Source organism: Aeromonas sp. 30P (assembly GCF_051919805.1).
Taxonomy (GTDB): Bacteria; Pseudomonadota; Gammaproteobacteria; order Enterobacterales; family Aeromonadaceae; genus Aeromonas; species Aeromonas veronii.
In genome coordinates, this window is sequence record NZ_JBQBEA010000001.1 from 3,148,004 (window position 1) to 3,174,028 (window position 26,025).

The following is a 26,025-nucleotide window of genomic DNA, read 5'->3' on the forward strand; positions in this document are numbered from 1 at the left end:
ACCGCCGCCCAATGGCCGATCCCGATTCGGTCAAATCAGTGCTGATCAACCCCATGAAAATCGGCCAGCCAATGGCGGGCAATGGTACGCATCGCCGATTCTGGCAGCTCGAACAGGCCGGGTGCAAGAGGGCCTGCCGCCAGCATCCGGATCCCTTCCATAATCTCCGCCAGCACCAGATAGACATATTCGCCAATCACGGCGCCATGGACGAAGTTGACCGCCTCGCCCCGGTTGAGCAGGTAGATCTGGGTACCATCCGGCCGGTTGAGGGCCAGCACATGGGGGCACACCTCTTCGCTCGGCCACGGCAACTGGGCCAGCGAGAAGGCGAACTCGTCGTCAGCCGAGGTGACCGAGGCGACCATGGTGCCGGGGCGCAGCGCCTGCAGATCCGCCAAGTCCAGCGAGCCGTTGCCAGTAGAGCAGATCACCAGCTCGGCGCGGCTCAAGGCCTCAGCCTTGGTGATCAGGCGAAAACCGTGAGAGAGCGCTTCGACCTGTCGCAGCACATCTGTTTCCACCAGCCCGAGATGGAGGTTGCGACAGCGCAGGTCGCGGGCGATGCTGCGCCCCACCTTGCCATAGCCAAACAGCACGGCTTCGCAGACGTTGAAGGTACGGTTGAGGTTGCGGGCCAGTGACTCCGCGGAGTAGACCACGCTCAAACCAATCTGGATATCCTCGGCCTGCTTGAGGGGGCTGCGTGCCACCGACACCACCGGGGTCGCCAGCACCTCCTGCTCATAGCGCTGATGGCCGTTCTCGGTCATCTCCACCACCCCGAGGAAACGGGGGCCGAAGTATTCACTCAAGATCACCTGGGTTTTGGCAAAGTAACCGCCAATATCGAGGATCAGCAACCGCTCATGGGGGGCCACCAGCGGTGCAATCTGCTGGATGAGGCTGTCGGGTTCATTGGTCCAGCGTCGGTTGAGGGGCAGCACCGGATAGTGCTGGGATACCCACTCCAGGGTCGGACCGTGTACCGATTTCGGTTTGGGCAAAATGGCGCCAATCCGCCCAATCCGGGAAAGCGCTTCGATAAAACGGGGGCGATCGGGAAGCAGGTGAGTGACCAGCAAAATGCAGAGACCATCGATACGTCCCTGTCCGGTGAAATGGCGAAAAAACAGATGCTCAGATCCTTGACTGCGCAACTGTGGCCTCCTTATGTGCCGCAAAGCAGGCAAACAGAACCCGGCGCGGCCGGGTTCTGTGTGTGTCCAAATAAAATGAAAAACCTTTTTATCTGAAACACATAGGTGGCTCAATCATTATCTGCCAAGAGTATGAGCGGGTATGCAAAAATGACTGTAATTGCCTGTTTTTCATGCAAAAATCAGTACAAAGAAGCAGCAGGCCACACCCACCACAGGCTGAGCCCGGTTCCCGCCGCGGCGAGCAAGATCAGCCCACCCCAACGCACTGGCCAGGGTTTGTCACGCAACACCCACTCCAGCAGCGGCAGCAACCAGACCGGCAGCAACACCACCAGCGGCACCTCCACATATTGCCAGGCCAGCATCTGGACGAAGGCGAGGGCCAGCGCCAGACCGGCGGGTGCTACCTTGATGCCAACAAAGGTGGCAAGCAGGGCGCGAAAACCGGCGAAAGCGGCCAGCGCACCGGCCAGCTGGGCAATCAGCAGACTGCCATCGATGCCGATCACCAGCGCCAGCCAGATACAGCCGAGGGCAAACCCGAGCCCCTCGCGGCTATCACAGCGCAAGGTGCTCCAGCCAAACCAGAAGATGGCGGGCAGTAGCGCCAGCCAGATCCCGGGTTCGCTCGCCAATACCGATGCCAATCCCTGCCACCACACCAGCGCGCTGAACACGGCAAAGAGCAGCAGCGAGCCGCGCAGATCGTTCACCTGAGCCGCAATGGCGGGGACCAGCAGGGTTAGCGGCAGCCACTGCCACGCCTTTTCCGGTATGCCATAGAGGCCACCGAGCCAGGATCCCACCAGCCAGAGCGCCAGCGCGCCCCACAGATACCCCAATCGCGGCCAGCGCCACGATAGCAAAGCGGCTCCCAGAGGAGCCGCCAGGGTTTGCAGCAGAAGTTCCGCGCCCATTACTTGCGCACGCCTTCGACAAACAGGTTGATGTTCATCTCGTCCGGAATGCCGGGCAGCATGTAGCTCACGCCAAAGTCACTGCGTTTGATGGTGGTGGAGGCGTTGAAGCCGCTGCGGTAGCCGCCCCAGGGATCCTTGCCCTCACCGATCTTGACCAGATCGAAGGCCACTTCCTTGGAGACGCCGTGCAGAGTCAGGGTCCCTTTCAGCACGCCTTTATCCTTGGTGCCCTCGTAAGCGGAGCTGACGAAGGTCATCTTGGGATACTGCTTCACGTCGAGGAAGTCCGGACTGCGCAGGTGCTTGTCGCGGGCTTCGTGGTTGGAGTCGACGCTGGCGGCATCCACTTCAAAGCTCGCCTTGGCCGCCGCCGGGTTGGCATCATCCATGCTGAAGGTGCCGCTGAAGGTGTTGAAGCGACCCACCAGCTCGGAGAAGCCCAGGTGACCCACCTTGAACTGCACCGTGGTGTGCGCCGCATCCACATCGTAATCCGCCGCCATCAGAGGGGTAGCCATAAACAGGCAGGAGGCCAGCAGAGCCTTGGTCATTTTCATCCGTTCGTTCCTTCATCTTGGGGTTCACATCAGTGGTTAAAATGCTAACCTCGTTCTGAAGATGAATAATCAGTGATTTATTAAATTCATTATTTACTGAGGATGGAAAATGGACCAGATCGCCGCCATGCGCACCTTTATCAAGGTGGTGGAGTGCCAGAGCTTTACCAAGGCCGCCAACCAGCTCGGCATCTCGGTCGCCATGGCCTCCAAACTGATGCAGCAGCTGGAGGAGTCCCTCGCCACCCGGCTGCTGTCGCGCACCACCCGTCAGGTCAATCCCACCGAGGCGGGGCAGTTCTACTACCAGCGCTCCCTCGCCCTGCTGGCAGAGCTGGAAGATACCCACAGCCAGCTGACCCACCACAACCAGCAGCCCAACGGTACCCTCAAGCTCTCGGTGCCGATGGATTTTGGCTATCTGCACCTCTCCCCCGCCCTGCCGCTGTTTCGCCAGCGCTTTCCCGATCTCAAACTCGATATCGAGTACAGCGACCGGCGGGTCGCGCTAGTGGAAGAGGGGTTCGATCTGGCGCTGCGGATCGGCCACCTCAGCGACTCCTCGCTGGTGGCGCGCCAGCTGGCCACCATTCGGGTCGAGCTTTGCGCCAGCCCCGCCTATCTGGCACGCAAGGGCAGACCGGAAAAGCCCGAGGATCTCAAGCAGCACGACTGTCTGATCTACACCCTGACCCAGCCGGAGTGGCACTTCAAACGGGGAAACGAGCAGCAGAGCATCCGGCCACAGGGGCCACTGCGGGCCAACAACGGGGTGGCGCTGACCCGCGCCGCTTGTGATGATCAGGGCATCATATTGCAGCCCACCTTTATCGTGGGGGAGGCGCTGCGGTCAGGACAGTTGGTCAGCCTGCTGCCAGAGTGGGACAAGGGAGATGTGGGACTTTATGCGGTCTATCCGCACCGCCGCTTCGTCTCGGCCAAGGTGCGCTGCTTTATCGAGTTCGTGCAGGAGCGCTATCTCGCCCCGCTACAGTGGGATGCGCCGACCTGATTGCCAGAGCAGAGGGTACGGCCTGCTGGTCCGGCTTGAAACCTAACGCTGGCCGGATGCGTTGGTGGATGCGGCAACAGGGGTGAGCTTGGCTAGCAGACGCTCCTGCTCGGGGTGCAACTGCCAGCGTGGCAGTCGGGTGCGGACAACCGACAACTGCTGCTCACTGAGGGCATAGGGGAGCGCCACTTCAATCTCGGGGCAGTCAAACATGGCGGCCAGCTGCAGGATCAAAATGAGGTTTGCCTCGTCGGTCTTGTGCTTGTTGACCCGTTTGCGGATCTCGTGGCACAGCTGGGTTTCGGGGTCCTGGGTCATCGCCTGCCAGCCGAAACCGAACAACGGCACCAGCGCGCTGACAATCCCCAGCGCCGTCATCGGCTGCTTGGGGGGATGATAGAGTGCGTTGAGATCCAACCGAACAGGATTCTGACGAACCTCACCCCCACCAAATAAAATCGTTTTCGTCATTGGATTACCCGTTATATTCCACTAGACTGCGCCGCATATTTTACCCCGATATGCCAACGAGGTGCTGATGCTAAGCGATATCGAGATCTCCCGCCAGTCCCCCCGTCTCTCAATCCACGCGCTGGCCGAACGCCTCGCCATCCCCCAGCACCTGCTCAGCCCTCATGGCCACTACAAAGGCAAACTCAGCCTCGACCTGCTCACGTCTCAACACATACAGCGCGGCAAGCTGGTACTGGTGAGCGCCATCACCCCGACCCCGCTCGGTGAAGGGAAGACGGTGACCACCCTTGGCCTCTCCATGGGGCTCAACCATATCGGCCAGCCCAGCATCGCCACTATCCGCCAACCGAGCCTCGGGCCGGTATTCGGGGTCAAGGGGGGGGCCGCTGGTGGCGGCCACGCCCAGGTGGTGCCGATGGAGGAGATGAACCTCCACCTCACCGGCGATTTTCACGCCCTGACTGCAGCCCACAATCTGGCGGCGGCAGCCCTCGATGCCCGCCTGTTCCACGAACAGAAACTGGGTTCCGAGTTCACCGCCAAAACCGGCCTGCCGCGGCTCGATATCGATGCCGACAACATCCTCTGGCCACGCACCCTCGACATGAATGACCGCGCACTGCGCCACCTCACGATTGGACAGGGGGGCGCTGCCGATGGTGTGGAGCGCAGCGATCGCTTCGTCATCACCGCCGCCTCCGAGCTGATGGCCATTCTGGCGCTGGCGAGCGATCTGAAAGACCTGCGCCAGCGCATCGGCCGCATCCAGCTGGCCCGCGATATTCACGGCGAGCCCATTACCGCCGAACAGTTGGAAGTGGCGGGCGCCATGACGGTGCTGCTCAAAGATGCGCTGCAACCGACCCTGATGCAGACCACCGAACAGACACCGGTGCTGGTGCACGCCGGCCCCTTTGCCAACATCGCCCACGGCAACTCCTCGGTGATCGCCGATCGTATCGCCCTTGGCCTGACCGACTATGTGGTGACCGAGGCAGGTTTTGGCTCCGACATGGGGCTGGAGAAGTTCTTCAACATCAAGAGCCGCCAATCCGGTATTACCCCCGCCTGCGTGGTGCTGGTGGCCACGGTGCGCGGCCTCAAGGCCAACAGCGGCCTGCTCGATATCCGCCCGGGCCAGCCGCTGCCAGCCAGCCTGCAAGAGGAAGATCTGCCGACCCTCAAGCAGGGCTGCGCCAACCTCGCCTGGCATATCCGGAACGCCCGCCGCTACGGGGTGCCGGTGGTGGTCGCCATCAACCGCTTCCCCACCGACAGCGAGGCCGAACTGGCGCTGCTGGCCCATGAAGCGCAGCAAGCCGGTGCCTGTGGCGCGGCCATCTCCAACGCCTTCACCCAGGGTGGTGCCGGTGCCAGCGAGCTGGCCCGCGCCGTGGTGGCCGCCTGCGAGCAACCCGGCAAGGTGAAACTACTCTACCCCGACGAGGCGAGCCTCGACGCCAAACTGGCGACCCTGGTGGAGTGCGGCTACGGCGGCCGCGGAGTGCAGCTCTCCGACAGAGCGCGCCAGCAGCTGGCCCAACTCTCCGCCGAAGGGTGGGATCACTTGCCCATCTGCGTGGCCAAGACGCCGCTCTCCATCAGCCACGACCCCGCCCTCAAGGGAGTGCCGACCGATTTCGAGGTGCCCATCGACGAGGTGAAGCTCTGCGCCGGTGCCGGGTTCGTCTATGCGTTGGCGGGCCCCATCATGACCATGCCGGGGCTGGGCAGTTTGCCTGCCTATCGCCATATCGATATCGATCGATGAGAACGGCGAGATAGTCGGCCTGAGCTGAGCCCTTCCACAACGCCAGAAACAACAAGGCCCCGCCAATTGCGGGGCCTTCTGTTATCCATGCATCAACCCTTAGAGGGTGAAGCGCTGGGTCATATGGTGCAGGGTGTTGGCCAGCTTGCTCAGCTCGACGCAAGCCTGGGCGATCTGATGAGCGCCCTGGGCATTCTCGTCAGCGGCATTGTGAATGTTGACGATGCTGCGGTTGAGTTCTTCGGTCACCGCGTTCTGCTCTTCGGTGGCAGTGGCGATCAGAGTGTTCATGTCGGTGATGCGCACCACGGCACCGTTGATGGTCTCGATACTGGTACCGGCATCCCGTGCCAGACCGACACTCTCCTGCATCTGGTGACGACTCAGCTGCATGGCGTTGCCCGCCTCGGCGGCGCGGCTCTGCAAGAGCTCGATCATCTTGCTGATCTCGGCGGTGGAGTCCTGGGTCCGCTGGGCCAATGAACGCACTTCATCCGCAACGACCGCAAAACCACGACCCTGCTCACCGGCACGGGCCGCTTCGATGGCCGCGTTAAGGGCCAGCAGGTTGGTCTGACCGGCGATATCGCGGATCACATCCAGCACCACGCTGATGTTGGCGCTGTCGGCCTCCAGCTGCTGCACCACTGTGCCCGCCTGTTCAATCTTGACCGACACCTCTTCAATGCTGGCAATGGAGCTGCGTACCACTTCGCTGCCGGCAGCGGAGGTGCGGGAGGCATCCTTGGCGGCGCTCATGGCATCCGTAGTGTTGCGGGCCACTTCATTGACGGTGGACTGCATCTCGTTCATGGCGGTCGCCACCTGGGAGACTTCGTTCTGCTGGATGGCCATGCCGCTGGCTGACTGGCTGGAGATGGCGCTCACCTCCTCCACTGCGCTGCTGAGTTGGCTCACGGAGCCGGCGATCTCGCTCACCAGATCGGAGAGGGAACCCTGCATCCGGTTGATGGCGGAACCCAGCTGGCCCAGTTCATCGCGGTTGAAGCGGCTGTCACGGATCCACTGCTGCAGTTCACCCTGACCCAAATCGCCATTGGCAATACGCTGGGCCTGACGGGCCAGCATGATCAGCGGATCGCGAATTTGGCGGGTCAGTACCACGGAGAGCACCACCACAAGGATCAGGCCGATCACCAGCGCGATGGTGACACTCAGATTGGCGGATTGATAAGAGTCGACAATGTCGCTGCGGGATTCAGACGCATAACCATGGTTAATCTGGATAAGGGAGGCCACTGACTTGCTCAGCGCGGTGTAAAGGGGAACCCCCTCCTCAAGGAAGATGCGTTGGGCTTCGGCAAGCTGCTCGCTGTCTTGCAGCCGTTTGACTCGCTGGTGCAGGGCGACGTAACGATCCCAGTCAGATTTCACCGTATCGAAGGTACGGCGCTCCGCCACATCCTCAGGCCAGATCGTCTTGTCATGGGCAATCAGCTGCTGCGCGATCGAGTTAAGCTGTTGACTGGCAATATTCCGATATTCAGCCCTTTTCAACGGCTCGGCAGCCACCACGAAATAACCCAGCTCATAACGACGCAACTCACCGAGAGAATCCCCGATCGCGCTGGTGCGATTGACCGCTGGCAAGATGCTGTCGGTAAACCGGATGGCAACATCATTCATGTTGCCAAACTGGACAAGGGAAAAACCGCCGATAAAGGCGACCATCAAACCGAGCACGGCAAAGCCGGCGGTGAGTTTTTTGCCTATGGTCATGGTACTGGTATTCATGGGATATCCTGGTGGTCGTTAAATTCGTAGCACTCGTCCGGTTCACGCCCTCTTGGCATGAACTATCTGGCCACCTGTTCAGTGGCGCACCATCCAACCTTGATGAATATCTCTGAATTCCATGAGCGGCAGCGAGAGCCGTGAGGGGGCGCTAGAGTAACCGGATTGTGATGGTTCGGAAAGAGTCTGTCCGGTTACTTTTTGTAAGGTGAAAACGAGGGATTTATCGTACTCGATTAAATATACCGCTCAGATGAATAAATCGAAAAAATACATAACGTTTGCATAGTGCAAGCCGCACGGGCCAAGCCGTTGCAGGCCGCCACTCTCATCCGGAACCAATGAAAAACGCCAGCAATGGCTGCTGGCGTCTCGTTTATTCAGCGTGGCGGTTACAAAACAACCGCCATCTTATCCGCGCAGGCCGCCCAGAAATTCGGCCCGGGTATCGGGCTGGGTCTTGAACACCCCGCCGAGGGAGGTGGTGGTGGTATAGGAGGTGGAGTCCATCACTCCGCGCGCCTTGACGCAGTAGTGGGTCGCCTTGATGCTGATGGCCACATCCTTGGTACCGAGCAGGGTCTGCAGCGCCAGCAGGATCTGCTGGGTTAGTCTCTCCTGCACCTGGGGACGACGGGCGAAGAACTGCACGATGCGGTTGATCTTCGACAGGCCAATTACCTTGCCACGAGGGATATAGGCCACATGGGCCAGCCCGTCGATGGTGACGAAGTGGTGTTCGCAGGTGCTGGTGAGGCTGATGTCCCGCACCATGATCATCTCGTCCACCTGCATCTTGTTCTCGATCACCGTCACCTTGGGGAAGGTGGAATAGTCGAGGCCTGAGAAAATCTCGTTGACGTACATCTTGGCGATGCGATGCGGCGTCTCGGCCAGACTGTCATCGGTCAGATCCAGCCCCAGCGTCTCCATGATGGCGCGCATATGGCCTTCGATCTTCTCCCGCTTCTGCTGGCTGTTCAGCTCGTTGGTGACCAGGGGGGTTTCCAGTCCCTGGGCTTCGAGGGCAGCCCTGACCAGCAAGGCTTCCGGACTTAAGGTTGGCATTATCTTCTCTCCCACGCTCAGGGACTGTGAGGGCTGCTCAAGGAGCAACCCCTTATGTTATGGCGGCGTACAGGGCCGACGGTATCGCTGTAATGGTCGCCACTCGGGATGTAACGGCCATCTGTTATGGCGGCATAGTAAACGGCCATTGCCGCCAAGATTCAAGTCAACTTGTGCGTCACCTCATACTTTATGGCCATCTACCCCCGTTTTGGCGCCGATTACCCCGAGATTCCCTTGAGATAACCTGCCCATACCCGGGGATTTTTGTGATAATCCCGCCTTCAATCATAGAAAGAGGTCATGACGATGGGATTTGATACCAGCGGACTACTCCCCTTAAGCGATGCCCTGCAAGGGATGCTGGAACAACTCGCCTGCTGCTGCGACAGCGAGCAGCAGCCCCTGCCAGAGGCCCTTGGCCGGGTTCTTGCCAGCGACATAGCCTCTCCCCTCGCCGTGCCCCCCTTCGACAACTCCGCTATGGACGGTTACGCCGTGCGCCTTTCGGATCTCGCCAGCGGCACCCCGCTCATCATGGCGGGCAAGGCGTTTGCCGGTCAGCCCTATCAGGGCGAGTGGCCCGCCGGCCACTGCGTGCGGATCATGACCGGCGCCCCGGTTCCCGCAGGCACAGATGCGGTGGTGATGCAGGAAGAAACGCAGGCCGACGGCGATCGGATCACTTTTCTGGCACAACCCGAACCGGGCCAGAATATCCGCCGCGCCGGCAGCGATATCGGCAAGGGCGCCTGCGTGCTGCCAGCCGGTACTCGCCTCACCCCGCGCGAAATGCCACTGCTGGCCTCCCTCGGCGTGGCTACCGTCACGGTGCGTCGCCCGCTGAAAGTGGCCATCTTCAGCACCGGCGACGAGCTCAAACCGGTTGGTACCCCGCTCGCCCACGGCGATATCTATGACTCCAACCGCTATGGCGTACGGGCCATGCTGGCGCGCATGGGCTGCGACTGCCTCGACCTTGGCATCATCCCCGACGATCCCGCCCAGCTACGCGCCGCCTTTATCCGCGCCGATGAAGAGGCCGATGTGCTCATCACTACCGGCGGCGTCTCGGTGGGGGAAGCGGACTTCACCAAACAGCTGCTGGACGAGCTCGGCGAGATTGGCTTCTGGAAGCTGGCCATCAAGCCGGGCAAGCCGTTTGCCTTTGGCCGTCTGCCCCGCGCCTGGTTCTTCGGCCTGCCGGGCAACCCCGTCTCCGCCATGGTCACCTTCGATCAGCTGGTGCAACCGGCGCTGGCCAAGCTGGCAGGTCAGCACTTCGAGCGCCCGCTCCAGCTGCAAGCCATTGCGGCCGAGCCACTCAAAAAGAGCCCGGGCCGACTCGACTTCCAGCGCGGCATCCTGAGTCAGGGGCCAAACGGCCTCGAGGTGCGCAGCACCGGCTCGCAAGACTCCGCCGTGTTCAGCTCCCTGTCGCGAGCCAACTGCTACATCGTTCTTGAACGGGAACAGGGCCGCGTCGCCGCGGGCGAGACAGTGACCGTGGAGCCATTCGGGGGATTGCTGCTGTGAGCGAGATCCTGAGCGACGCCGAACTGCTGCGCTACAACCGCCAGATCATCCTCAAATCCTTCGATTTCGAGGGGCAGGAGGCGCTCAAACAGGCCCGTGTGCTGGTGATCGGTGCCGGTGGCCTTGGCTGCGCCGCCAGCCAGTATCTGGCGGTGGCCGGGGTTGGCCAACTCACCCTGGTCGATTTCGACAAGGTGGAGCTCTCCAACCTGCAGCGTCAGGTGCTACACAACGATGAGCGCATCGGTCACTACAAGGTGGACTCAGCAGCGCAGTCGCTGCGTGCCCTCAATCCCTGGCTCAAGGTGGAGACCCACGCAGCCATGGCCGATGAGGCGCTGCTCGATACCCTGCTGCCCCGACATCAGTTGGTGCTCGATTGCACCGACAACCTGGCCATTCGCAACCTGCTGAATCAAAAGGCACGCCAGCACAAGGTGCCGCTGGTCAGTGGCGCCGCAATCCGGCTGGAGGGGCAGCTCTGCAGCTTCACCTGGCAGGAAGATGAGCCCTGCTACGCCTGCCTCAGCGCCCTGTTCGGCGAGCAGGCCCTCACCTGCGTCGAGGCGGGAGTGCTCGCCCCCGTGGTGGGTCTGGTGGGCAGCCTGCAAGCGCTCGAAGCCATCAAGCTACTGGCCGGCATGGGCAAGAACTACAACGGCCGCCTGCTGATGATCGACGGCCTGAGCGGCACCTTTCGCGAGATGAAGCTGCCCAAGCGCCCCGACTGCCCGGTCTGCTCCCACCCTTGACGCAAACGGGATCAAAAAAGCCGAACTCTGTGGTTCGGCTTTTGTATTCCGATTTAGCAACGGTATCGGGGATCAGAAGATCCCCTTGGCTTTGACCTTTTTCATACTGGCCACCTGACTGGAGAGATCCTCGATCAAAGGTTCTGCCTCTGTGCCGACAACACTCTGTCGAGCAGGGGCACTGGCCAGTCGCTGGATCAATCTGTGCTGCTCGCGGATCAGCCGGGATTGCTCTTCCAGTTGGCGAGAGATCAGCTGGATACTGGTGGCAAGGGGAGCCAGATCCTGCTCGGCCCCTGCTGATGGCAGCTTGCCAGCGATGGCTTCGGCCAGCTGGTCATGATCCAGTGCGGCAGGCAGTCCTTGCCCTAGTTCATCCCACATCTCGCTGGGTTGCTGCTCGCCGAGCCGGCTGACAATCTCGTCCACCAGTGAAGTGGTATCACTCTGTCCCAGCTGTGGGGCCAGTCTGGCCACTATCTCGTTGATCATCACATCTGCGGCAGGCTGCGCCTCGCCAGCGACCTCACCCAGATTGAAACCACAGCTGGCAAAGGCATGACGCAGGGTCGTCATGCTCACCTGCTCCGGCCCCAGCGCATTGGCAATCGCTTTGCAGAGGTTGGGCGCCAGCACGTACATGAACATGCCGGAGAGGTAGATATCCTTGTGGAAACGGCTCTTGGAGAAGTCAAACTCCTCGGTGCCATCCTGGATCTTTCGCGCCCGTTGATACCAGTTCTGCAATACCCCGACCGCATAGCGATCAGACTCCAGCGCCCCCGGATCCATGTAGATGGAGAAGGTCATGCGCTTGAGTTGACTACTCATCGTCAACCTCGGCCATCACAGGCGCTTCGCGATAGACTTCATCCTCTTCCGTGGTGTAGAGGCAGATTTCACGAGCCAGCGCGGACTGGGCATCGTCCAGCAGCTCGACACGGTCACCCAGGGTGGGATAGGCCGCCTTGATCGCATCATAAATCAGAGATGCGCCGCCACCGACCAGATAGACACGGTTCGGGTTCTTGGCGAACTTCTTCGCTTCATGCGCAACCTGAGTGCCCAGCTCGTCGATCTTGTTTTGCATCTTCTCGAGGATCTTGGGGATCTGGCTCTCATCGTTGACCACATCGCGTACAAAGCTCATGTCGTGACGACGCTTGATAAATTCGTTGGCCACCAGATAGCTGGAGTCGCTGTCTGCTGCGGCCAGCGCCTTGCGGGTAGCGTCGGTCACCATGGAGACACCGATCTCGTTGTTACCGTAGACATCGGAGACATCATCAAACTCACCGACGATGATCCCCATATCCAGAGTGGTGCCGCCACAGTCGATCACCAGAGTCTTGGTGAACTCGTTGCAGCCTGAACCAATCAGACGGGAGAGCGCAGCAGGCAGACTCTCCGGCATCACTTCGACACTGACGATATTGAACAGCTCGCCCTTGTTAAGGGTGATTGGACGCATCAGGTTGCGACGTTTCTTCTCGATCTTCTCTTCGTTGCGCTGGCAATCGTCCGGGTTGTAAAACTCGGTGATGGGCAGGGTCACGGTAATGGCGACATCGCACGGCGTCACACCGGTCTGCAACAGGGCATGATGCACGGAGAGTAAGTTGAGATCGTCATACTGGTACTCCACATGAGTGGTGGCCAGAGACTTGTCGGAAGTCGCGTCGTAGGTGTACTTGGTGTTGCCTATCTCGTAGTTGTAGATCTTCTTGTCTTTACGCAATGCGGCGCTCTTCCAGTCCTTGCGAAAGGAGTTGGGAGAGATGATGGTCTTGAGCACCTTGTTCTCAATCCAGCTCACCTTGACGTTGGTCGAGCCATCATCGATGGCCATTTTCATTACTTCAGACATGAGGAAACACCTGTTAATAGATCAGAAATGGGTCCGATTGCCTTGCCTTATGCCTTTGGCAAGGCGATCGAACCAATACATACACGGGGTAAAAGGGCGACAAGTTTAATGGGTTTCTAAAATCCGGTGAAGCAAATGATTAAATCCGGAAGGATCTTCCGCAGGCCAGACGTGGTGGCCGTTGGGGGTGTGGATGGTGGCGTTGGGCAAGGCGGCAAACTGCTCTACCCGTTTGGCCAGCGGCAGGTAGTCGTGACTGGTGGAGATGATGGCCACCGGCTGCCAGATGGCGCCGAGCCGGGCACGTACCGACCAGCCGGGTAACGCCTCCAGCAGCGCCTTGTAGGTTTTCTTTTTATTGCGCACGAAACGCAGCCGGAAGGTGTGGCGCACCTGCGCCAGATCCGGGCCCGGGAAGAGCTCGCGTCCCAGCCACCAGGCGAGGGGGCGCATGCCAAACCAGCGCAGCCACTTGAGGCGCTGGGCGTAACGCTCCTGCTCTTTGGGGGTCTCCAGCAGAAACTCACTAAAACCGTTGACCAGCACTAGCCCCTGCACCTTGTGGGGCAGTTGCAGCGCCAGCTCCAGCGCGACCATGGCCCCCAGCGACAATCCCACCACCCAGGCGGGTTCTGGCTGTGCATCGAGCCAGTTCACCACATCGGCTGCCAGGGTCGCCACATCGAACGGCCCCTCCTGCATGCTCTGGCCGTGGCCGCGCAAGTCCAGCGCCACCACCCGGTAGTGCTCGGAAAACCGTTCGATCTGCGCCTGCCAGTCGAGGCTGGAGGAGCCCAGCCCATGCAGCAGCAACAGCAAGGGCCCCTCCCCCGCACTGCGCAGGGCAAGACCGTTGAATTTCATCACCTGATTGCGGCGCATCAGTGTATTGCCTCTCGACTCATCACCTGAACCATCTCTTGTTGTTATGTTGCCCGTGGCCATCCTGCCACGTTATCAGCACGGCGCCCAATCAGCCTTCGCTGACCAGACTCACCGCCTTGATATAAGCGTAGATCTGCTGCTCCGGCGCCAGCGCCAGCCGCCTGGCGGAGCGGCTGGTGATCCGGGCCAGCAGTATCTGCTCACCCAGCGCCAACTGCAACAGGGTCTGGCCGGGGCGCACCTCGCGCACCGCCAGCAGACGGGTGACGAGACAGTTGGAGAGACTGGAGTGCTCGATAGGTGCTGTGGCAATCACCACATCGCGCCCCGCCACCTTGATCTGCAAAGGGCCGCTCTCATCCGGCACATGGGTCATGGTGACCCGCAGTTGCTGCTCACCAAGCTGCAGGGTCGCCATCTGCTCCTCTTCATCGTAGTGAGAGAGGGTCGCCGCCAGCATCACCCCTGCATCGTCACGGCTGGCAAGCGAGAGATCGGTTCGGGCGAAAATCTCGCTCGGCCTACCTTGCGCCTCCACCCTGCCACCTTCCAGCAGCACCAGCTGATCGCAGAGCAGGCTCACCTCCTCCATGGCGTGGCTGACGAAGATCATCGGGATGCCGCTCTCCTGCTGCAAGCCCTTTAGCACATGGGCCTGATGGATGCGGCTGCGCCGATCGAGCGCAGACAAAGGCTCATCGAGCAGCAGCAGATCAGGCTCGGCCAGCAGCGCCCGCCCCAGCGCTACCCGCTGGCGTTGACCGCCAGAGAGGGCATGGGCAGGCTGCCCCAGCAGATCGGCAAAACCGAGTCGCGCCGCCAGCGCCTCGGGCTGCCAGCGCCCTCGCCCCTTGCGGGCCGCCAGTTGCAGATTGCCGAGCACCGTCAGATGGGGGAAGAGGCGCGCGTCCTGAAACACCAGTCCGATCCGGCGCGCTTCGGGCAGAAGTTGAGCATACTCCCGATCGCGCCACCATAAGCGATCCCCGCTTTGGCGATCGAGCCCGGCGATGATGCGCAGCAATGTGCTCTTGCCACAGCCCGAGGGGCCAAACAGGCCGAGGATCCCCCCCAGCTCGAGGGTCAGTGCGCAATCGAGGGTAAAGGAGCCAAACTCGCGCCGGGCATCGAGGTTCAAGGCATGGCGGTGCGGCTCGTTCACTGGCGGCATAGTAGCGGGCTGGTTCATCCAAACACTCTCCGCTGTCGGCGCTGCAACACACCATAGACCAGCACCAGCATCACCAGCGAGAAGGCCATCAGGCCGCCCGCCAGAATATGGGCGTTCTGGTAATCCATCGCCTCCACATGATCAAACAGGGCAATCGAGAGCACCTGGGTCTCGCCCGGAATATTGCCGCCAATCATCAGCACCACGCCAAACTCCCCCAGGGTGTGGGCAAAGCCCAGCGCTGCCGCCATCACGAAGCTGGGCAGGGTCATCGGCAAGATGATGTGGAAGAAGCGCTCCAGCGGGCCGAGCCCCAGGGTCGCAGCAGCTTCCAGCTCCTTGTTGCCCATGTTGACGAAGGCGGAGGTGAGCGGCTGCACCACAAACGGCAGCGAATAGAGGATGGAGGCAAACAGCAGGCCGAGAAAGCTGAAAGCGAGCGGGGCGCCAAAGGTGTCGCGCCACCAGGCGCCGAAGCCATATTCGGGGGAGAAGGCGAGCAGCAGATAAAACCCCAGCACTGTGGGGGGCAGCACCAACGGCAGCGCCACCAGCGCCTCCACCAGCGGCCGCAGCCGGTTCTGACTGCGCGACAGCCACCAGGCCAGCGGCGGAGCCAGCAACAGCAAAATCGCTGTGGTACTGGCTGCAAGCTTCAGGGTGAGCCAGACCGCCAGCAGATCCCCTTCACTCATTGCCGACCTCCCGGTTGATAAATGCCCCCAACGGCATGGTATCCATCCTTATTGCAAAGAGTGGCCGACCCGAAGGCCGACCACTCAGGGTATCGCATCAGGCCCATCCCCTTATTGGGGCAAGGCATAACCCGCTGCCTTGATCTGCGCCTGACCCGGCCCCTTGAGCCAGGCGACCAGCGCCTCGACCGCGGCACCTTTCTTCAATACCAGCCCCTGCTGCTCGATGGGAGGATAGAAGCTCGCTGGCACTGCCCAGGCTTCACCAGTCTTGCCCGCCTCAACCAGATTGGCCCAGGCGACAAAGCCCAGCTCGGCATTGCCGGTGTCGACAAATTGCCAGGTCTGGCCGATGTTGGCGCCGGTCAGCAACCGGTACTGCTTGGGATCGATCTTGAGATGGGTGAGGGTCGCCATGGCGGCAGCACCATAGGGAGCAGTGCGGGCATTGGCGATGGCAAGGTTGCCTTTCCAGCTACGCAGGGTCGCCTCGTCAGGGGCCGGCCCCCCCTTCTTCCACAACCCCAGCTGGCCGATGGCGTAGGTGAAGCGATCGCTCCCCATGCCCTCTTTTTCCAGCTTCTCGGGGGTCGCCGCATCGGCGGAGAGGAAGAGATCGAACGGTGCGCCGTGACTGATCTGGGTGTAGAGCACGCCGGTGGCGGCAGACGAGATGGCCAGAGTGTGGCCGGTCTTGGCGGTGAACTCCTTGCCGATACGCTCTATGGTGCCCTTGAAGTTGGCCGCCACGGCCACTTTTACTTCATCGGCCTGCACGGCACCGGTATGCAAGGTGGCGGCGCAGACGCCGGCGATGACAACAGATAACAGCGGTTTCATTCCCTTTCTCCTGATGGGGCCCGCACATCCGCGCCCCTTGGCGGGGCCGTGGTTCCCGTTGAACCTGTGCCCCTCGTGATGAACAGGTCAGGCTTGCCAGCGGGCAGCGGCGGCGTTGTCGCTCTCCTTGGCCTCGACCCAGCGTTGCACACCCTCGGCGGTCAGCTCTTTTTTCCAGAACGGCGCCCGGGTTTTCAAGAAATCCATGATGAAGTGACAGGCGTCAAAGGCGGCGTCGCGGTGGGCACTGCTCACCGCCACCAGCACGATCTGATCGCCAAGCCACAGCTCGCCGATACGATGAATGAGGGTACACTCCTGCAGCGGCCAGCGGCGGCGGGCCTCCTGCACGATATCGGCCAGCGCCTTCTCGGTCATACCGGGGTAGTGCTCGAGGGCCAGCCCCTTCACCTCCTCCCCCTGATTGAAGTCGCGAACCTTGCCAACGAAGGTGACGATAGCGCCACTGTCGGGGCGGGTGGCGAGGCGGGCATATTCGTCCGCCAGCGAGAAATCCTCCCGCTGGACCAGAATGCGATCGGTCATGGTTGCCTCGCTCATCCTTAACCTCCGGTCACCGGCGGGAAGAAGGCCACCTCATCGCCATCATTGATGGAGGTATCGAGGGGCACCAGGGTCTGGTTGACCGCCACTAGCAGTTTGCCCGACTCGAGGGCGAGTGCCCACTTGTCGCCGCGCTCACAGAGCGCCGCGCGCAGTTGTTCGGCGGTGGCGTAGTCGCACGGCAGGCTCAGCTCATCGCAGGCCACCAGCTCTCTTACTTGCGCAAAAAACAGTACCTTGATCATGCTTGCCCCCCGCTATTTGACCCCAGCTGAAAATGGCCGGACTTGCCGCCCTTTTTCTCTACCAGCCGCACCTGTTCGATCACCATGTCCTTTTGTACCGCCTTGCACATGTCGTAGATGGTCAGCGCCGCTACCGACGCGGCCGTCAGCGCCTCCATCTCCACCCCGGTCTTGCCGGAGAGCTTGCAGAGGGTGCGGATATGCACCCGATTCTGCTCGGCCAGCGGCACAATCTCCACCTCGACTTTGGTCAAGGCCAGCGGATGGCAGAGTGGGATCAGATCAGAGGTCTTCTTGGCGGCCATGATGCCGGCGATGCGGGCGGTGGCGAACACGTCACCCTTGTGATGCTGGCCGCTCAGGATCAGCGCCAGGGTCTCGGGGGCCATGGCAACAAACGCCTCGGCACAGGCTTCACGCTCGGTTACCTGCTTGTCGGTCACATCCACCATATGGGCTTCGCCGCTCTGGTTCAGATGCGTCAGATTGGGCTGGGTCTGCTTGGTATCGGTCTGGTTCATCACTTGCTCTCAGAGGTGGGAGACAAAGTTGCACGGCTTGGTGCGGGCATCGAGCTGATCGCGGATCAGTTGCTCCCAACCCAGCTGACAGGCGCCGGTGGAGCCCGGCAGACAGCAGATCAGGGTGCGATTGGCGAGTCCCGCCAGCGCACGGCTCTGCATGGCGGAGCCTTTAATCTCGGCAAAAGAGAGTTGACGGAACATCTCGCCAAAACCCTGTACGGTGCGTTCGAACAGCACACCGACCGCTTCCGGTACCCGGTTCTGTTCATTGAAGCCGGTACCGCCGTTAATCAGTACCACCTGCACCCCCTCATCGGCGATCCACTCGCTCACCCGCGCGCGGATGCGAAACAGGTTGTCCGGGCAGAGTGCCCGATCGGCCAGCTGATGGCCCGCGTCGGTAAGGGCCGAGACAAGATAGTCGCCCGAGCTGTCATCGGCGGCGGTGCGGCTGTCGGAGACCGTCAGCACGGCGATCTTGAGGGGAATAAATGCGTTGTGTTTCTGTCCCATCGGGCAGCTCCTTGTGGCTATGGGCCGTCAACGAGGCAGGAAGAGAAGGGGTATGAAAGGCCAGCTGTCAGAGCGCAAAAACGGACGCAGACAGGGGTGACCAACTTGCTCAAGCGTGTGACGGCGGGCTGATTCTATCAAAGGTTTCACGAGATATGGGATTTAAAAGACACACAAATCTGATGCTTGTCCCATATATGAACAAAACGCAGGCCGGGGAAACCCGGCCTGTCGTCGCAGGATCAGAACCCTTTCACCCCGGTCATGTCGGGCAGCTGGTGAGCTATCCCCTTGTGACAGTCGATGCAGGTACTTTCACCACTGGCCAGATTGGTAGAGTGCATCTTGGCGGCACGCTGCCCCTGCAGGGAGAAGTCCATGTACTCGAAGTTGTGGCAGTTGCGGCACTCGCGCGAATCAGTCTCTTTCATCCGCTGCCACTCCCGCTCCGCCATCTCGCGCCGGTGCGACTCGAACTTCTCACGGGTATCCACCTTGCCGGTGATCATGCCCCACAGCTCCTTGGAAGCCTGCACCTTGCGGATGATCTTGTAGGTCCACTCGTGCGGTACGTGGCAATCAGGGCAGCTGGCGCGCACACCGGAGCGGTTGGAGTAGTGGATGGTGTCGCGGTACTCCTCGAACACGTTGTCCTTCATCTCGTGACAGCTGGTGCAGAAGGCTTCGGTGTTGGATGCTTCCATGGCGGTGTTGAAACCACCCCAGAAAATCACGCCACCGAAGAAGCCCATCAGCAGGATGACCCAGAGAGCCGCCTTCGACGGTGACTTGAAGGTGGTCCACAGACGCTGGATAAAGCCGGGTAATTTCATCTATGGATTCCTCAGTTCAGCGCTTCAACCGGTTTAAAGGTATTTTCCACCAGCGGCTTGGCATCCGCTTGCGGCACATGGCACTGCAGGCAGAAGTAGCGACGCGGCGACACTTCACCCAGGGTCAGGCCATCGCGGGTCTCGAAGTGAGTCGGACTGATCTTGGGAGCCTTCATGGCACTGGCATTCTTGAAGCTGTGGCAAGCCAGGCACTTGTTGACCTTGGTATCCACCTCGTAGTTGCGAATGTCGTGGGGGATCAGCGGCGGCTGATGCATGTACTGGCGATCGTAGGGCGCACCATCCTTGCGGAAGTTTTTCAGGGGCGCGGCGGTGGCATCGGTCACCAGATCGGTGGCGCCACGCTCGGACTTGAGGCCACCGGTACTGTTGGTGATCTCGGGGGCCGCTGCCATCAAGGATCCCGCCATCAGGCAGGCCAGCATTGCTCCAATCAGCTTTTTCATTATTTGTTCTCCGACGTTTTTTCTGCCTTGACGGCAAAACCTACAGTGATTTCAAAAACTTGTTCCGCGCAGACATCGATGCAGCGGCCACAGTTGGTACACTCCTGAGCCGCAATCAAGGGCCCGTGACCGCGCTTGGCACCGTGAACAGGCCCGCGCAGGATGGGACGCTCCGGGCAGACCGCATAACAATCCATGCAGTTGTTGCACCGCTCGCGCCCCTTGGCAGAAATCTTGATAAATCCGACCCGGTTGACCAGGGCATAGAAGGCCCCCACCGGACAAAGATGACCGCACCAGCCCCGCTCAACCACGAAAAGATCGAACAGGAACAGCGCCACCAGCAGGGCCCAGCCCGCCCCCATGCCAAACAGCAGACCGCGCATGGCGAGCGACACCGGATTGGCCAACTCCCACGCCATCACCCCGACCACCGCTGGCACCACCAGCACCATGGCCAGCAGCCAGTAGCGGGTCGCACGGCTGAACTGGCCATTGCCCTTGAGGCCAAGGCGCCCCCTGAGCCAGGCCGCCGCATCTGTGATGAGGTTGACCGGACAGACCCAGGAGCAGAACACCCGCCCCCCCACCAGCCAGTAACCGGCCAGCACAATGGCAGCCCCCAGCCAGAGGGTGGTGATGGGCCAGTGGCCCGCTGCCAGCGACTGCAACAGGGTCAGCGGATCGGTCAGCGGCATAGTCTCCAGCAACAGCGAGCTGGAGAGGTTGCCCTTGAGGATCCAGATACCCGCCAGCGGCCCCAGCAAAAACAGCCCGAGCACGCTCAACTGACTCAGCCGACGCAGCAACAGGAAGCGGTGGGAACGCCACCACCCCAGCTTGATGCGAGCCTCTTCCCCCGGATAACGACTCATAACCCCTCCGGTTTGCGGGTGGGCAGGGTGAGCCTGTCGCCGATGAGCGACTTGTTCCCCGCCTTGGCCTTCTCTTCCCAGCCGAGCCGGTAGTGATGACCCAGCTCACCTTTGGCAAGCTGGCGTGGCACCACCTTGATGGCGGCCTCCTCCAGCACGCAGGCATGCTCGCACTTGCCACAGCCGGTGCAGACATCGCTGTGTACCGTGGGCAGGAACATGGCGTGCTTGCCGGTACGCTGGTTATGCTGCAGCTCAAGAGTGATCGCCTTGTCAATCAGCGGACAGACCCGATAGCAGACATCACAGCGCAGACCCAGATAGTTGAGGCAGGTCTCGTGATCGATGAGCACTGCCACCCCCATCCGCGCCTGATCGATGTCGGTCATCTGCTGATCCAGCGCACCGCTCGGACAGGCCACCACGCAAGGGATGTCATCACACATCTCGCAGGGCACGGCACGCGCCTTGAAATAGGGGGTACCAGTGGTCACCGGGTCAAACAGCCGGGCCAACTTGAGCGTGTCGTAGGGGCACGCCTCGACGCAGAGTCCGCAGCGCACGCAGGCGCCGAGGAACTCTGTTTCATCGAGAGCCGCGGGCGGGCGCAGCGCCTGGGCAGGCACGGCTTGTGCCTGCTGGCGTGCCATGCCGCCGAGCCCCACGCCAAGCAGGCTCACACCGCAGGCCCCCTTGGCCATGTCGGCCAGAAACTGGCGACGACTACGACTCATCTCGCGCTCCCCCGCCTCAGGCCTTCATCACCTTGACGGCGCACTTCTTGTAATCGGTCTCTTTCGAGAGCGGATCGGTGGCGTCCAGGGTCAGCTTGTTGACCAACTGGCTCGCATCAAAGAAGGGCATGAAGACCAGTCCTTTCGGCGGACGGTTGCGACCACGGGTCTCGACCCGGGTCTTCACCTCGCCACGGCGGGAGGAGACGATCACCTCTTCACCACGGCGCACGCCGCGAGCCTTGGCATCGTCCGGGTGCATGAAGAGCACCGCATCCGGGAAGGCGCGATAGAGCTCGGGCACCCGACGGGTCATGGTGCCGGTGTGCCAGTGTTCCAGCACGCGACCGGTAGAGAGCCACAGGTCGTACTCTTTATCGGGCGACTCGGCGGCGGGCTCAAACGGCAGGGCGAATATGACCGCCTTGCCATCGGGTTTGCCATAAAAACGTACCCCCTCGCCCGCTTTCACATAAGGGTCGAACCCTTCGCGGTAGCGCCACAGGGTCTCTTTGCCATCTACCACAGGCCAACGCAGACCACGGGCTTCGTGGTACTGATCGAACGGCGCCAGATCGTGACCGTGGCCACGACCGAAGGTGGCGTACTCTTCGAACAGACCCTTCTGGACGTAGAACCCGAAGTGCTCGGCCTCGTCGTTCAGCAGACCTTTGCTCTGCTCTTTCGGGAACTGGTTGACCTGACCGTTGGCATAGAGCACGTCGAACAGGGTTTTACCCTTCACTTCCGGCATCTTGGCAATCAGCTCAGCCGGCCACACTTCCTCAACCTTGAAGCGCTTGGAGAACTCCATCAGCTGCCACAAGTCGGACTTGGCCCCTTCCGGCGCTTTCACCTGCTGGTGCCAGAACTGGGTGCGGCGCTCGGCGTTGCCGTAGGCCCCCTCTTTCTCCACCCACATGGCTGTGGGCAGAATGAGGTCAGCAGCCTGGGCAGTGACGGTCGGGTAAGGGTCGGAGACCACGATGAAGTTACGCGGATCGCGATAGCCAGGCAGGCGATCGGTATTCATGTTGGGGCCAGCCTGCATGTTGTTGTTACACATCACCCAGTAGGCGTTGAGCTTGCCATCTTTGAGCATGCGATCCTGCAGCACGGCGTGGAAACCCACCTTGTCGGGAATGGTCCCCTCCGGCAGTTTCCAGATCTGCTCGGCAATGGCGCGGTGCTTGGGCTCGGTCACCACCATGTCGGCAGGCAGACGGTGGGCAAAGGTACCCACTTCACGCGCGGTGCCACAGGCAGAGGGCTGGCCGGTCAGTGAGAAAGGACCATTACCCGGCTCGGAGATCTTGCCGGTCAGCAGGTGGATGTTGTAGCAAAGGTTGTTGGCCCAGACGCCACGGGTATGCTGGTTGAAGCCCATGGTCCAGTAGGAGACCACCTTCTTGCCCGGGTCGGCATAGAGCTTGGCCAGCTTTTCCAGCTTCTCTTTGGAGACGCCGGAGAGCTTGGAGACCGACTCCACATCGTAATCCGCCACGAACTTGGCAAACTCCTCGAAGGTCATCGGAGTGGCATCGCCGCTGTCCGGGTTCTTCGCTTTCTGCTGCAGCGGATCGGTCGGGCGCAGGCCGTAACCGATATCGGTGGCCCCCTTCTTGAACACTGTGTGCTTGTTGACGAAGTCCCAGTTCACCTTGTCGTTCTGGATGATGTAGTTGGCAACATAGTTGAGGATCGCCAGGTCGGTCTGCGGAGTGAACACCATGCCGTTGTCCGCCAGCTCGAAGCTGCGGTGCTCGAAGGTCGAGAGCACGTGCACCTGCACATCCGGGTTGGAGAGACGGCGATCGGACATCCGCGACCAGAGGATGGGGTGCATCTCGGCCATGTTGGATCCCCACAGCACGAATGCATCGGCCTGTTCGATATCGTCGTAGCAGCCCATCGGTTCGTCCATGCCGAAGGTACGCATGAAGCCGACGACCGCAGAGGCCATGCAATGGCGGGCATTGGGGTCGATGTTGTTGGAGCGGAAACCGGCCTTCATCAGCTTGGCGGCGGCGTAACCTTCCCAGACGGTCCACTGGCCGGAGCCGAACATGCCGACGGCGGTCGGCCCCTTCTCTTTCAGGGTCGCCTTGAACTTCTCGGCCATGATGTCGAACGCCTGATCCCAGCTGATGGGGGCAAAGTCGCCATCCTTGTCGAACTGGCCGTTCTTCATCCGCAGCATCGGCTGGGTCAGGCGATCCTGGCCGTACATGATCTTGGAGAGGAAGTAACCCTTGATGCAGTTGAGGCCACGGTTGACCGGTGCATCGGGGTCACCCTGAGTCGCCACGACCCGACCATCCTGAGAGCCCACCAGCACGGAGCAGCCGGTACCGCAGAAGCGGCAGGGAGCCTTATCCCAATGGATGGCAGTCTTGTCGGTACTGGTGATGAGATTGGCTGCCAGCGTGGGGGCACTGACACCGGCCACGGCAGCGGCAGCTGCCACCGCGTTGGCCTTCATAAAGTCGCGTCGACTCAGCTTCATGGCATATCCTCACATTGCTTATCGCGTAATAGTTGTCGAATCTGTCGAACGGGAGCCAGCCATCAGCGGCAGAGGGCACGCCCGGCATCCCATCACTCTTTTCAGTGACCGCCCAGTTCATCGAACTGGTGGTAAATCAGGGCGGCAGAGAGCACACCCGGCATCGCCTGTATCGCATCAATGGCCGCCATGATCGGCCGCTGGCTCGGACCTTCCAGGGTCACGACCAGCTTGCCCTCGTCACTGACGGCGTGGATCTCGGCCCCTTCAAGGGCACCAATCTGCTCGGCGAGCTGATAGCGCAAGGGGGGCTGGGTCAGCACCACCAGACTCGATACATGGAACTCCTGATCCATTGTGGCTTCTGTGTCACACGGCTTCTGACTCATTCTGACTCCTGCTTGAGGGTGGGCTGGCTCGCACCACCGGATGGGGCGGCTCGCCCGTCGACCTTGATGCTGCCAACCGGACAATCCTGCACACAGGCGCCGCAGCCGTTACAGCGATCCGGCTCGACCGTCGGGGTGGGCACACGCCCCAGCACCGGAATAAAACGAATGGCATTGGGCTCACAGCTGTCCTGACAACGCTGGCAGAACACCTGACCATTGGCCAGACAGTTGGCCTCGATATGGGCCTTGTAGTGCCAGGGGACTCGCTGGTCGGGCGAAACACAGGCGCCTTGCAGACCGTGGCGCACTCGGTGCAGAAGGTGCATTCGCCACGCTGGAAATCGACCACCGGAAAACCGCCCTCGCCATTCACCAGGATCTGCTCCGGACAGGCCGCCAGACAGTCCCCGCAGCGGGTGCAGTCGGCGACAAATGCCGACCAGTTGACTGACCAGGGCAACTGCACCGGCGGTTCGGCAGTTCTCAGCCGCCCCCGGAACAGGCCGCGGCGGGCAAGATCGATCTCATCCGGCATGTTGACTCCTGTTCTGGTGAAAAAGGGGACAGTGCGAGTCCATGATTGGCATTCTTGATACCAATTATAAGAGTGGGTGTATATTGCGGCCCTGACAAGGTAAGGGATATACCACCAGGGAGATAAACAGGGGGGATTCTTGCGCCAGATCAAAGCCTTGCAGCGCAATAAAAATGGAGGTGTCGGTTAAAATACCTCCATGTGAGGATTGCTATTTAATCGTTGGCGATTTTTTGCGGTTATCCGCCGATCGAGGCGAGATGAGGGGTGATGCCGGCATTGCCCTCATGGAGACGATGGGTAGCACTCTTGCCCGCCAGTGCCGCGCGAATGCGCTGTTGCAGCTCATCGGATTGTGCATCTGCGCCGAGCAGATCCCGCAGGTCGATGCCGTTGTCACCAAACAGGCACAGATGCAGCTTCCCCAGCGAGGAGACCCGCAGCCGGTTGCAACCGGCACAGAAATCCTTGCTGTAGGGCATGATGAGCCCCACCCCACCTTGCGAATCGGGGTGCATAAAGACATGCGCCGGACCGTCATCCGTGCCCCGCAACTGCTGCACCCAGCCGCTCTCCAGCAAGCGCTGTTTGATCTGCTCGCCGCTGACATGGTGGTCACGAAACAGGGTATCCATCTCGCCGGTCTGCATCAGCTCGATAAAGCGCAGCTCGATGGGCTTGTACCTGATCCAGCCCAGAAAGGCATCAAGCTGGTAGTCGTTGAGCCCCTTGAGCAGCACCGCATTGATCTTCACCGATTTGAAACCGGCGGCCAGTGCTGCTTCGATCCCCTCCATCACCTCGGCCAGCTTGTTCTCACCGGTGATCTGGTGAAACTGGCGCGGGTCGAGACTGTCGACACTGACATTCAGCGCGTTGAGTCCGGCATCAAACCACTCTTGAGCCCGCTCCTTGAGGCGATAACCGTTGGTGGTCATGGCGACCTTCTCGATACCCGGGGTGGTGGCAATCACCTTGACGATCTCGGTGAAATCGCGGCGCAGGGATGGCTCGCCCCCCGTGATGCGCACCTTGCGGGTGCCCATGGCGGCAAAACCGCTGACCACGCGGCGGATCTCGTCAATCGAGAGAAAGGGTTGACGCCCCGCTTTGTGACCTTCGGGGGGGCGATAACCGTCAGGCAAACAATAGGTGCAACGGAAATTGCACACATCGGTCACCGACAGACGCAAATAGTAAAAACGACGGGAAAAACCATCTTCAAGTGGCAACATAAACACCTTTCCAAATACGGGAGGCCAGGGCATTTCTTTCCTGACCCTTACAGCTCGAACGTCGGCTGACGGCTGGTTTCCCCCTATCGCTAGGACTTAGGCAAAACCGCTCGGAGTTCATCTAGTTTTTCGATGC

At 60.9% G+C, this 26,025-nt stretch carries 26 protein-coding genes, 2 pseudogenes and 1 riboswitch; of the genes and pseudogenes, 4 read left to right on the forward strand and 24 right to left on the reverse strand.

The genetic code is table 11. The annotated features are described in order from the left end of the window. Nucleotides 1–35 precede the first annotated feature (35 nt). The 3 genes from ACTG2B_RS14505 to ACTG2B_RS14515 all read right to left on the reverse strand — a co-directional run bounded on the left by ACTG2B_RS14505 (nt 36) and on the right by ACTG2B_RS14515 (nt 2,640). Nucleotides 36–1,160: an adenosylhomocysteinase gene (locus tag ACTG2B_RS14505; protein WP_193860001.1), complete on the reverse strand. Its 1,125-nt coding sequence runs from the start codon at nt 1,158–1,160 to the stop codon at nt 36–38. A gap of 182 nt (nt 1,161–1,342) precedes the next feature. Next, nucleotides 1,343–2,080: a hypothetical protein gene (locus ACTG2B_RS14510; RefSeq protein WP_439996200.1), complete on the reverse strand. Its 738-nt coding sequence runs from the start codon at nt 2,078–2,080 to the stop codon at nt 1,343–1,345. After that, nucleotides 2,080–2,640, reverse strand: coding sequence for a YceI family protein (locus ACTG2B_RS14515; protein WP_005334411.1), 561 nt, complete (start codon nt 2,638–2,640; stop codon nt 2,080–2,082). The genes ACTG2B_RS14510 and ACTG2B_RS14515 overlap by 1 nt, the downstream gene beginning before the upstream one ends. 109 nt (nt 2,641–2,749) lie before the next feature. Here ACTG2B_RS14515 and ACTG2B_RS14520 point away from each other — a divergent pair, with 109 nt between their 5' ends. Continuing rightward, a complete protein-coding gene (locus tag ACTG2B_RS14520) occupies nt 2,750–3,652 on the forward strand; it encodes a LysR family transcriptional regulator (RefSeq protein ID WP_005361788.1) in 903 nt (300 codons plus the stop codon). 42 nt (nt 3,653–3,694) lie between these two features. Here the strand turns inward: ACTG2B_RS14520 and ACTG2B_RS14525 are convergent, their stop codons facing one another. Next, nucleotides 3,695–4,123, reverse strand: a complete 429-nt coding sequence (locus ACTG2B_RS14525) for a hypothetical protein (RefSeq protein ID WP_439996202.1) — start codon at nt 4,121–4,123, stop codon at nt 3,695–3,697. 67 nt (nt 4,124–4,190) lie between these two features. Between ACTG2B_RS14525 and ACTG2B_RS14530 the strand changes: the two are divergent. After that, nucleotides 4,191–5,925 (forward strand): annotated as a pseudogene (locus tag ACTG2B_RS14530) (formate--tetrahydrofolate ligase). A gap of 71 nt (nt 5,926–5,996) precedes the next feature. Here ACTG2B_RS14530 and ACTG2B_RS14535 read toward each other — a convergent pair. Beyond that, nucleotides 5,997–7,652: a methyl-accepting chemotaxis protein gene (locus ACTG2B_RS14535; RefSeq protein WP_439996204.1), complete on the reverse strand. Its 1,656-nt coding sequence runs from the start codon at nt 7,650–7,652 to the stop codon at nt 5,997–5,999. Nucleotides 7,653–8,063: 411 nt separating this feature from the next. After that, complete coding sequence (gene folE / locus ACTG2B_RS14540) at nt 8,064–8,720, reverse strand: GTP cyclohydrolase I FolE (RefSeq protein ID WP_439996206.1); 657 nt, start codon at nt 8,718–8,720, stop codon at nt 8,064–8,066. Nucleotides 8,721–9,029: 309 nt separating this feature from the next. Between folE and moeA the strand changes: the two genes are divergently transcribed. Together moeA and moeB are read left to right on the forward strand one after the other, a co-directional pair. Further along, nucleotides 9,030–10,256 (forward strand): molybdopterin molybdotransferase MoeA, encoded by a 1,227-nt coding sequence (gene moeA / locus ACTG2B_RS14545; RefSeq protein WP_439996944.1) that lies wholly within the window; start codon nt 9,030–9,032, stop codon nt 10,254–10,256. Further along, complete coding sequence (gene moeB, locus ACTG2B_RS14550; protein ID WP_439996208.1) at nt 10,253–11,008, forward strand: molybdopterin-synthase adenylyltransferase MoeB; 756 nt, start codon at nt 10,253–10,255, stop codon at nt 11,006–11,008. Before moeA ends, moeB begins: the two co-directional genes overlap by 4 nt. 72 nt (nt 11,009–11,080) lie before the next feature. Here moeB and ACTG2B_RS14555 read toward each other — a convergent pair whose 3' ends face one another. The 18 genes and pseudogenes from ACTG2B_RS14555 to moaA all read right to left on the reverse strand — a co-directional run bounded on the left by ACTG2B_RS14555 (nt 11,081) and on the right by moaA (nt 25,889). After that, entirely contained in the window at nt 11,081–11,839 is a 759-nt protein-coding gene (locus tag ACTG2B_RS14555; protein WP_439996210.1) for a hypothetical protein, read from the reverse strand. Continuing rightward, on the reverse strand, nt 11,832–12,875 hold the full coding sequence (gene parM / locus ACTG2B_RS14560; RefSeq protein WP_103252105.1) for a plasmid segregation protein ParM domain-containing protein: 1,044 nt from the start codon (nt 12,873–12,875) through the stop codon (nt 11,832–11,834). Before parM ends, ACTG2B_RS14555 begins: the two co-directional genes overlap by 8 nt. A 105-nt stretch (nt 12,876–12,980) precedes the next feature. Then, on the reverse strand, nt 12,981–13,757 hold the full coding sequence (locus ACTG2B_RS14565) for an alpha/beta fold hydrolase (protein ID WP_162519457.1): 777 nt from the start codon (nt 13,755–13,757) through the stop codon (nt 12,981–12,983). A 91-nt stretch (nt 13,758–13,848) separates the two neighbouring features. Further along, complete coding sequence (gene modC, locus ACTG2B_RS14570; RefSeq protein WP_162519458.1) at nt 13,849–14,949, reverse strand: molybdenum ABC transporter ATP-binding protein; 1,101 nt, start codon at nt 14,947–14,949, stop codon at nt 13,849–13,851. Then, on the reverse strand, nt 14,946–15,626 hold the full coding sequence (gene modB, locus ACTG2B_RS14575; RefSeq protein WP_005353447.1) for a molybdate ABC transporter permease subunit: 681 nt from the start codon (nt 15,624–15,626) through the stop codon (nt 14,946–14,948). Before modB ends, modC begins: the two co-directional genes overlap by 4 nt. A gap of 111 nt (nt 15,627–15,737) precedes the next feature. Next, a complete protein-coding gene (gene modA / locus ACTG2B_RS14580; protein ID WP_088869494.1) occupies nt 15,738–16,466 on the reverse strand; it encodes a molybdate ABC transporter substrate-binding protein in 729 nt (242 codons plus the stop codon). 87 nt (nt 16,467–16,553) lie between these two features. Beyond that, on the reverse strand, nt 16,554–17,027 hold the full coding sequence (gene moaE, locus ACTG2B_RS14585; protein WP_064340972.1) for a molybdopterin synthase catalytic subunit MoaE: 474 nt from the start codon (nt 17,025–17,027) through the stop codon (nt 16,554–16,556). Between the two features lie 2 nt (nt 17,028–17,029). Continuing rightward, nucleotides 17,030–17,275 (reverse strand): molybdopterin synthase sulfur carrier subunit, encoded by a 246-nt coding sequence (gene moaD / locus ACTG2B_RS14590; RefSeq protein ID WP_338771878.1) that lies wholly within the window; start codon nt 17,273–17,275, stop codon nt 17,030–17,032. Continuing rightward, a complete protein-coding gene (moaC, locus tag ACTG2B_RS14595; protein ID WP_439996213.1) occupies nt 17,272–17,796 on the reverse strand; it encodes a cyclic pyranopterin monophosphate synthase MoaC in 525 nt (174 codons plus the stop codon). The genes moaD and moaC overlap by 4 nt, the downstream gene beginning before the upstream one ends. Before the next feature lie 9 nt (nt 17,797–17,805). Beyond that, nucleotides 17,806–18,312: a molybdenum cofactor biosynthesis protein B gene (moaB, locus tag ACTG2B_RS14600; RefSeq protein ID WP_005344126.1), complete on the reverse strand. Its 507-nt coding sequence runs from the start codon at nt 18,310–18,312 to the stop codon at nt 17,806–17,808. 242 nt (nt 18,313–18,554) lie between these two features. Then, nucleotides 18,555–19,145: a cytochrome c3 family protein gene (locus tag ACTG2B_RS14605; RefSeq protein WP_206901462.1), complete on the reverse strand. Its 591-nt coding sequence runs from the start codon at nt 19,143–19,145 to the stop codon at nt 18,555–18,557. A gap of 11 nt (nt 19,146–19,156) precedes the next feature. After that, on the reverse strand, nt 19,157–19,612 hold the full coding sequence (locus ACTG2B_RS14610) for a nitrate reductase cytochrome c-type subunit (protein ID WP_005334452.1): 456 nt from the start codon (nt 19,610–19,612) through the stop codon (nt 19,157–19,159). After that, nucleotides 19,612–20,487, reverse strand: a complete 876-nt coding sequence (gene napH / locus ACTG2B_RS14615) for a quinol dehydrogenase ferredoxin subunit NapH (protein ID WP_439996215.1) — start codon at nt 20,485–20,487, stop codon at nt 19,612–19,614. Before napH ends, ACTG2B_RS14610 begins: the two co-directional genes overlap by 1 nt. Then, nucleotides 20,484–21,221, reverse strand: a complete 738-nt coding sequence (napG, locus tag ACTG2B_RS14620; protein ID WP_206901460.1) for a ferredoxin-type protein NapG — start codon at nt 21,219–21,221, stop codon at nt 20,484–20,486. Before napG ends, napH begins: the two co-directional genes overlap by 4 nt. 16 nt (nt 21,222–21,237) lie before the next feature. Beyond that, the gene (gene napA, locus ACTG2B_RS14625; RefSeq protein WP_042082166.1) at nt 21,238–23,727 is read right to left on the reverse strand and encodes a nitrate reductase catalytic subunit NapA; all 2,490 of its coding nucleotides are present in this window, start codon (nt 23,725–23,727) and stop codon (nt 21,238–21,240) included. 101 nt (nt 23,728–23,828) lie between these two features. After that, nucleotides 23,829–24,083, reverse strand: a complete 255-nt coding sequence (locus ACTG2B_RS14630) for a chaperone NapD (protein WP_236340688.1) — start codon at nt 24,081–24,083, stop codon at nt 23,829–23,831. A gap of 29 nt (nt 24,084–24,112) precedes the next feature. Further along, nucleotides 24,113–24,654, reverse strand: a pseudogene (gene napF, locus ACTG2B_RS14635) (ferredoxin-type protein NapF). Nucleotides 24,655–24,893: 239 nt separating this feature from the next. Beyond that, nucleotides 24,894–25,889 (reverse strand): GTP 3',8-cyclase MoaA, encoded by a 996-nt coding sequence (moaA, locus tag ACTG2B_RS14640; protein WP_439996218.1) that lies wholly within the window; start codon nt 25,887–25,889, stop codon nt 24,894–24,896. Further along, nucleotides 25,877–26,017, reverse strand: a riboswitch (molybdenum cofactor riboswitch). Its footprint overlaps the gene before it by 13 nt. Between the last annotated feature and the right edge of the window lie 8 nt (nt 26,018–26,025).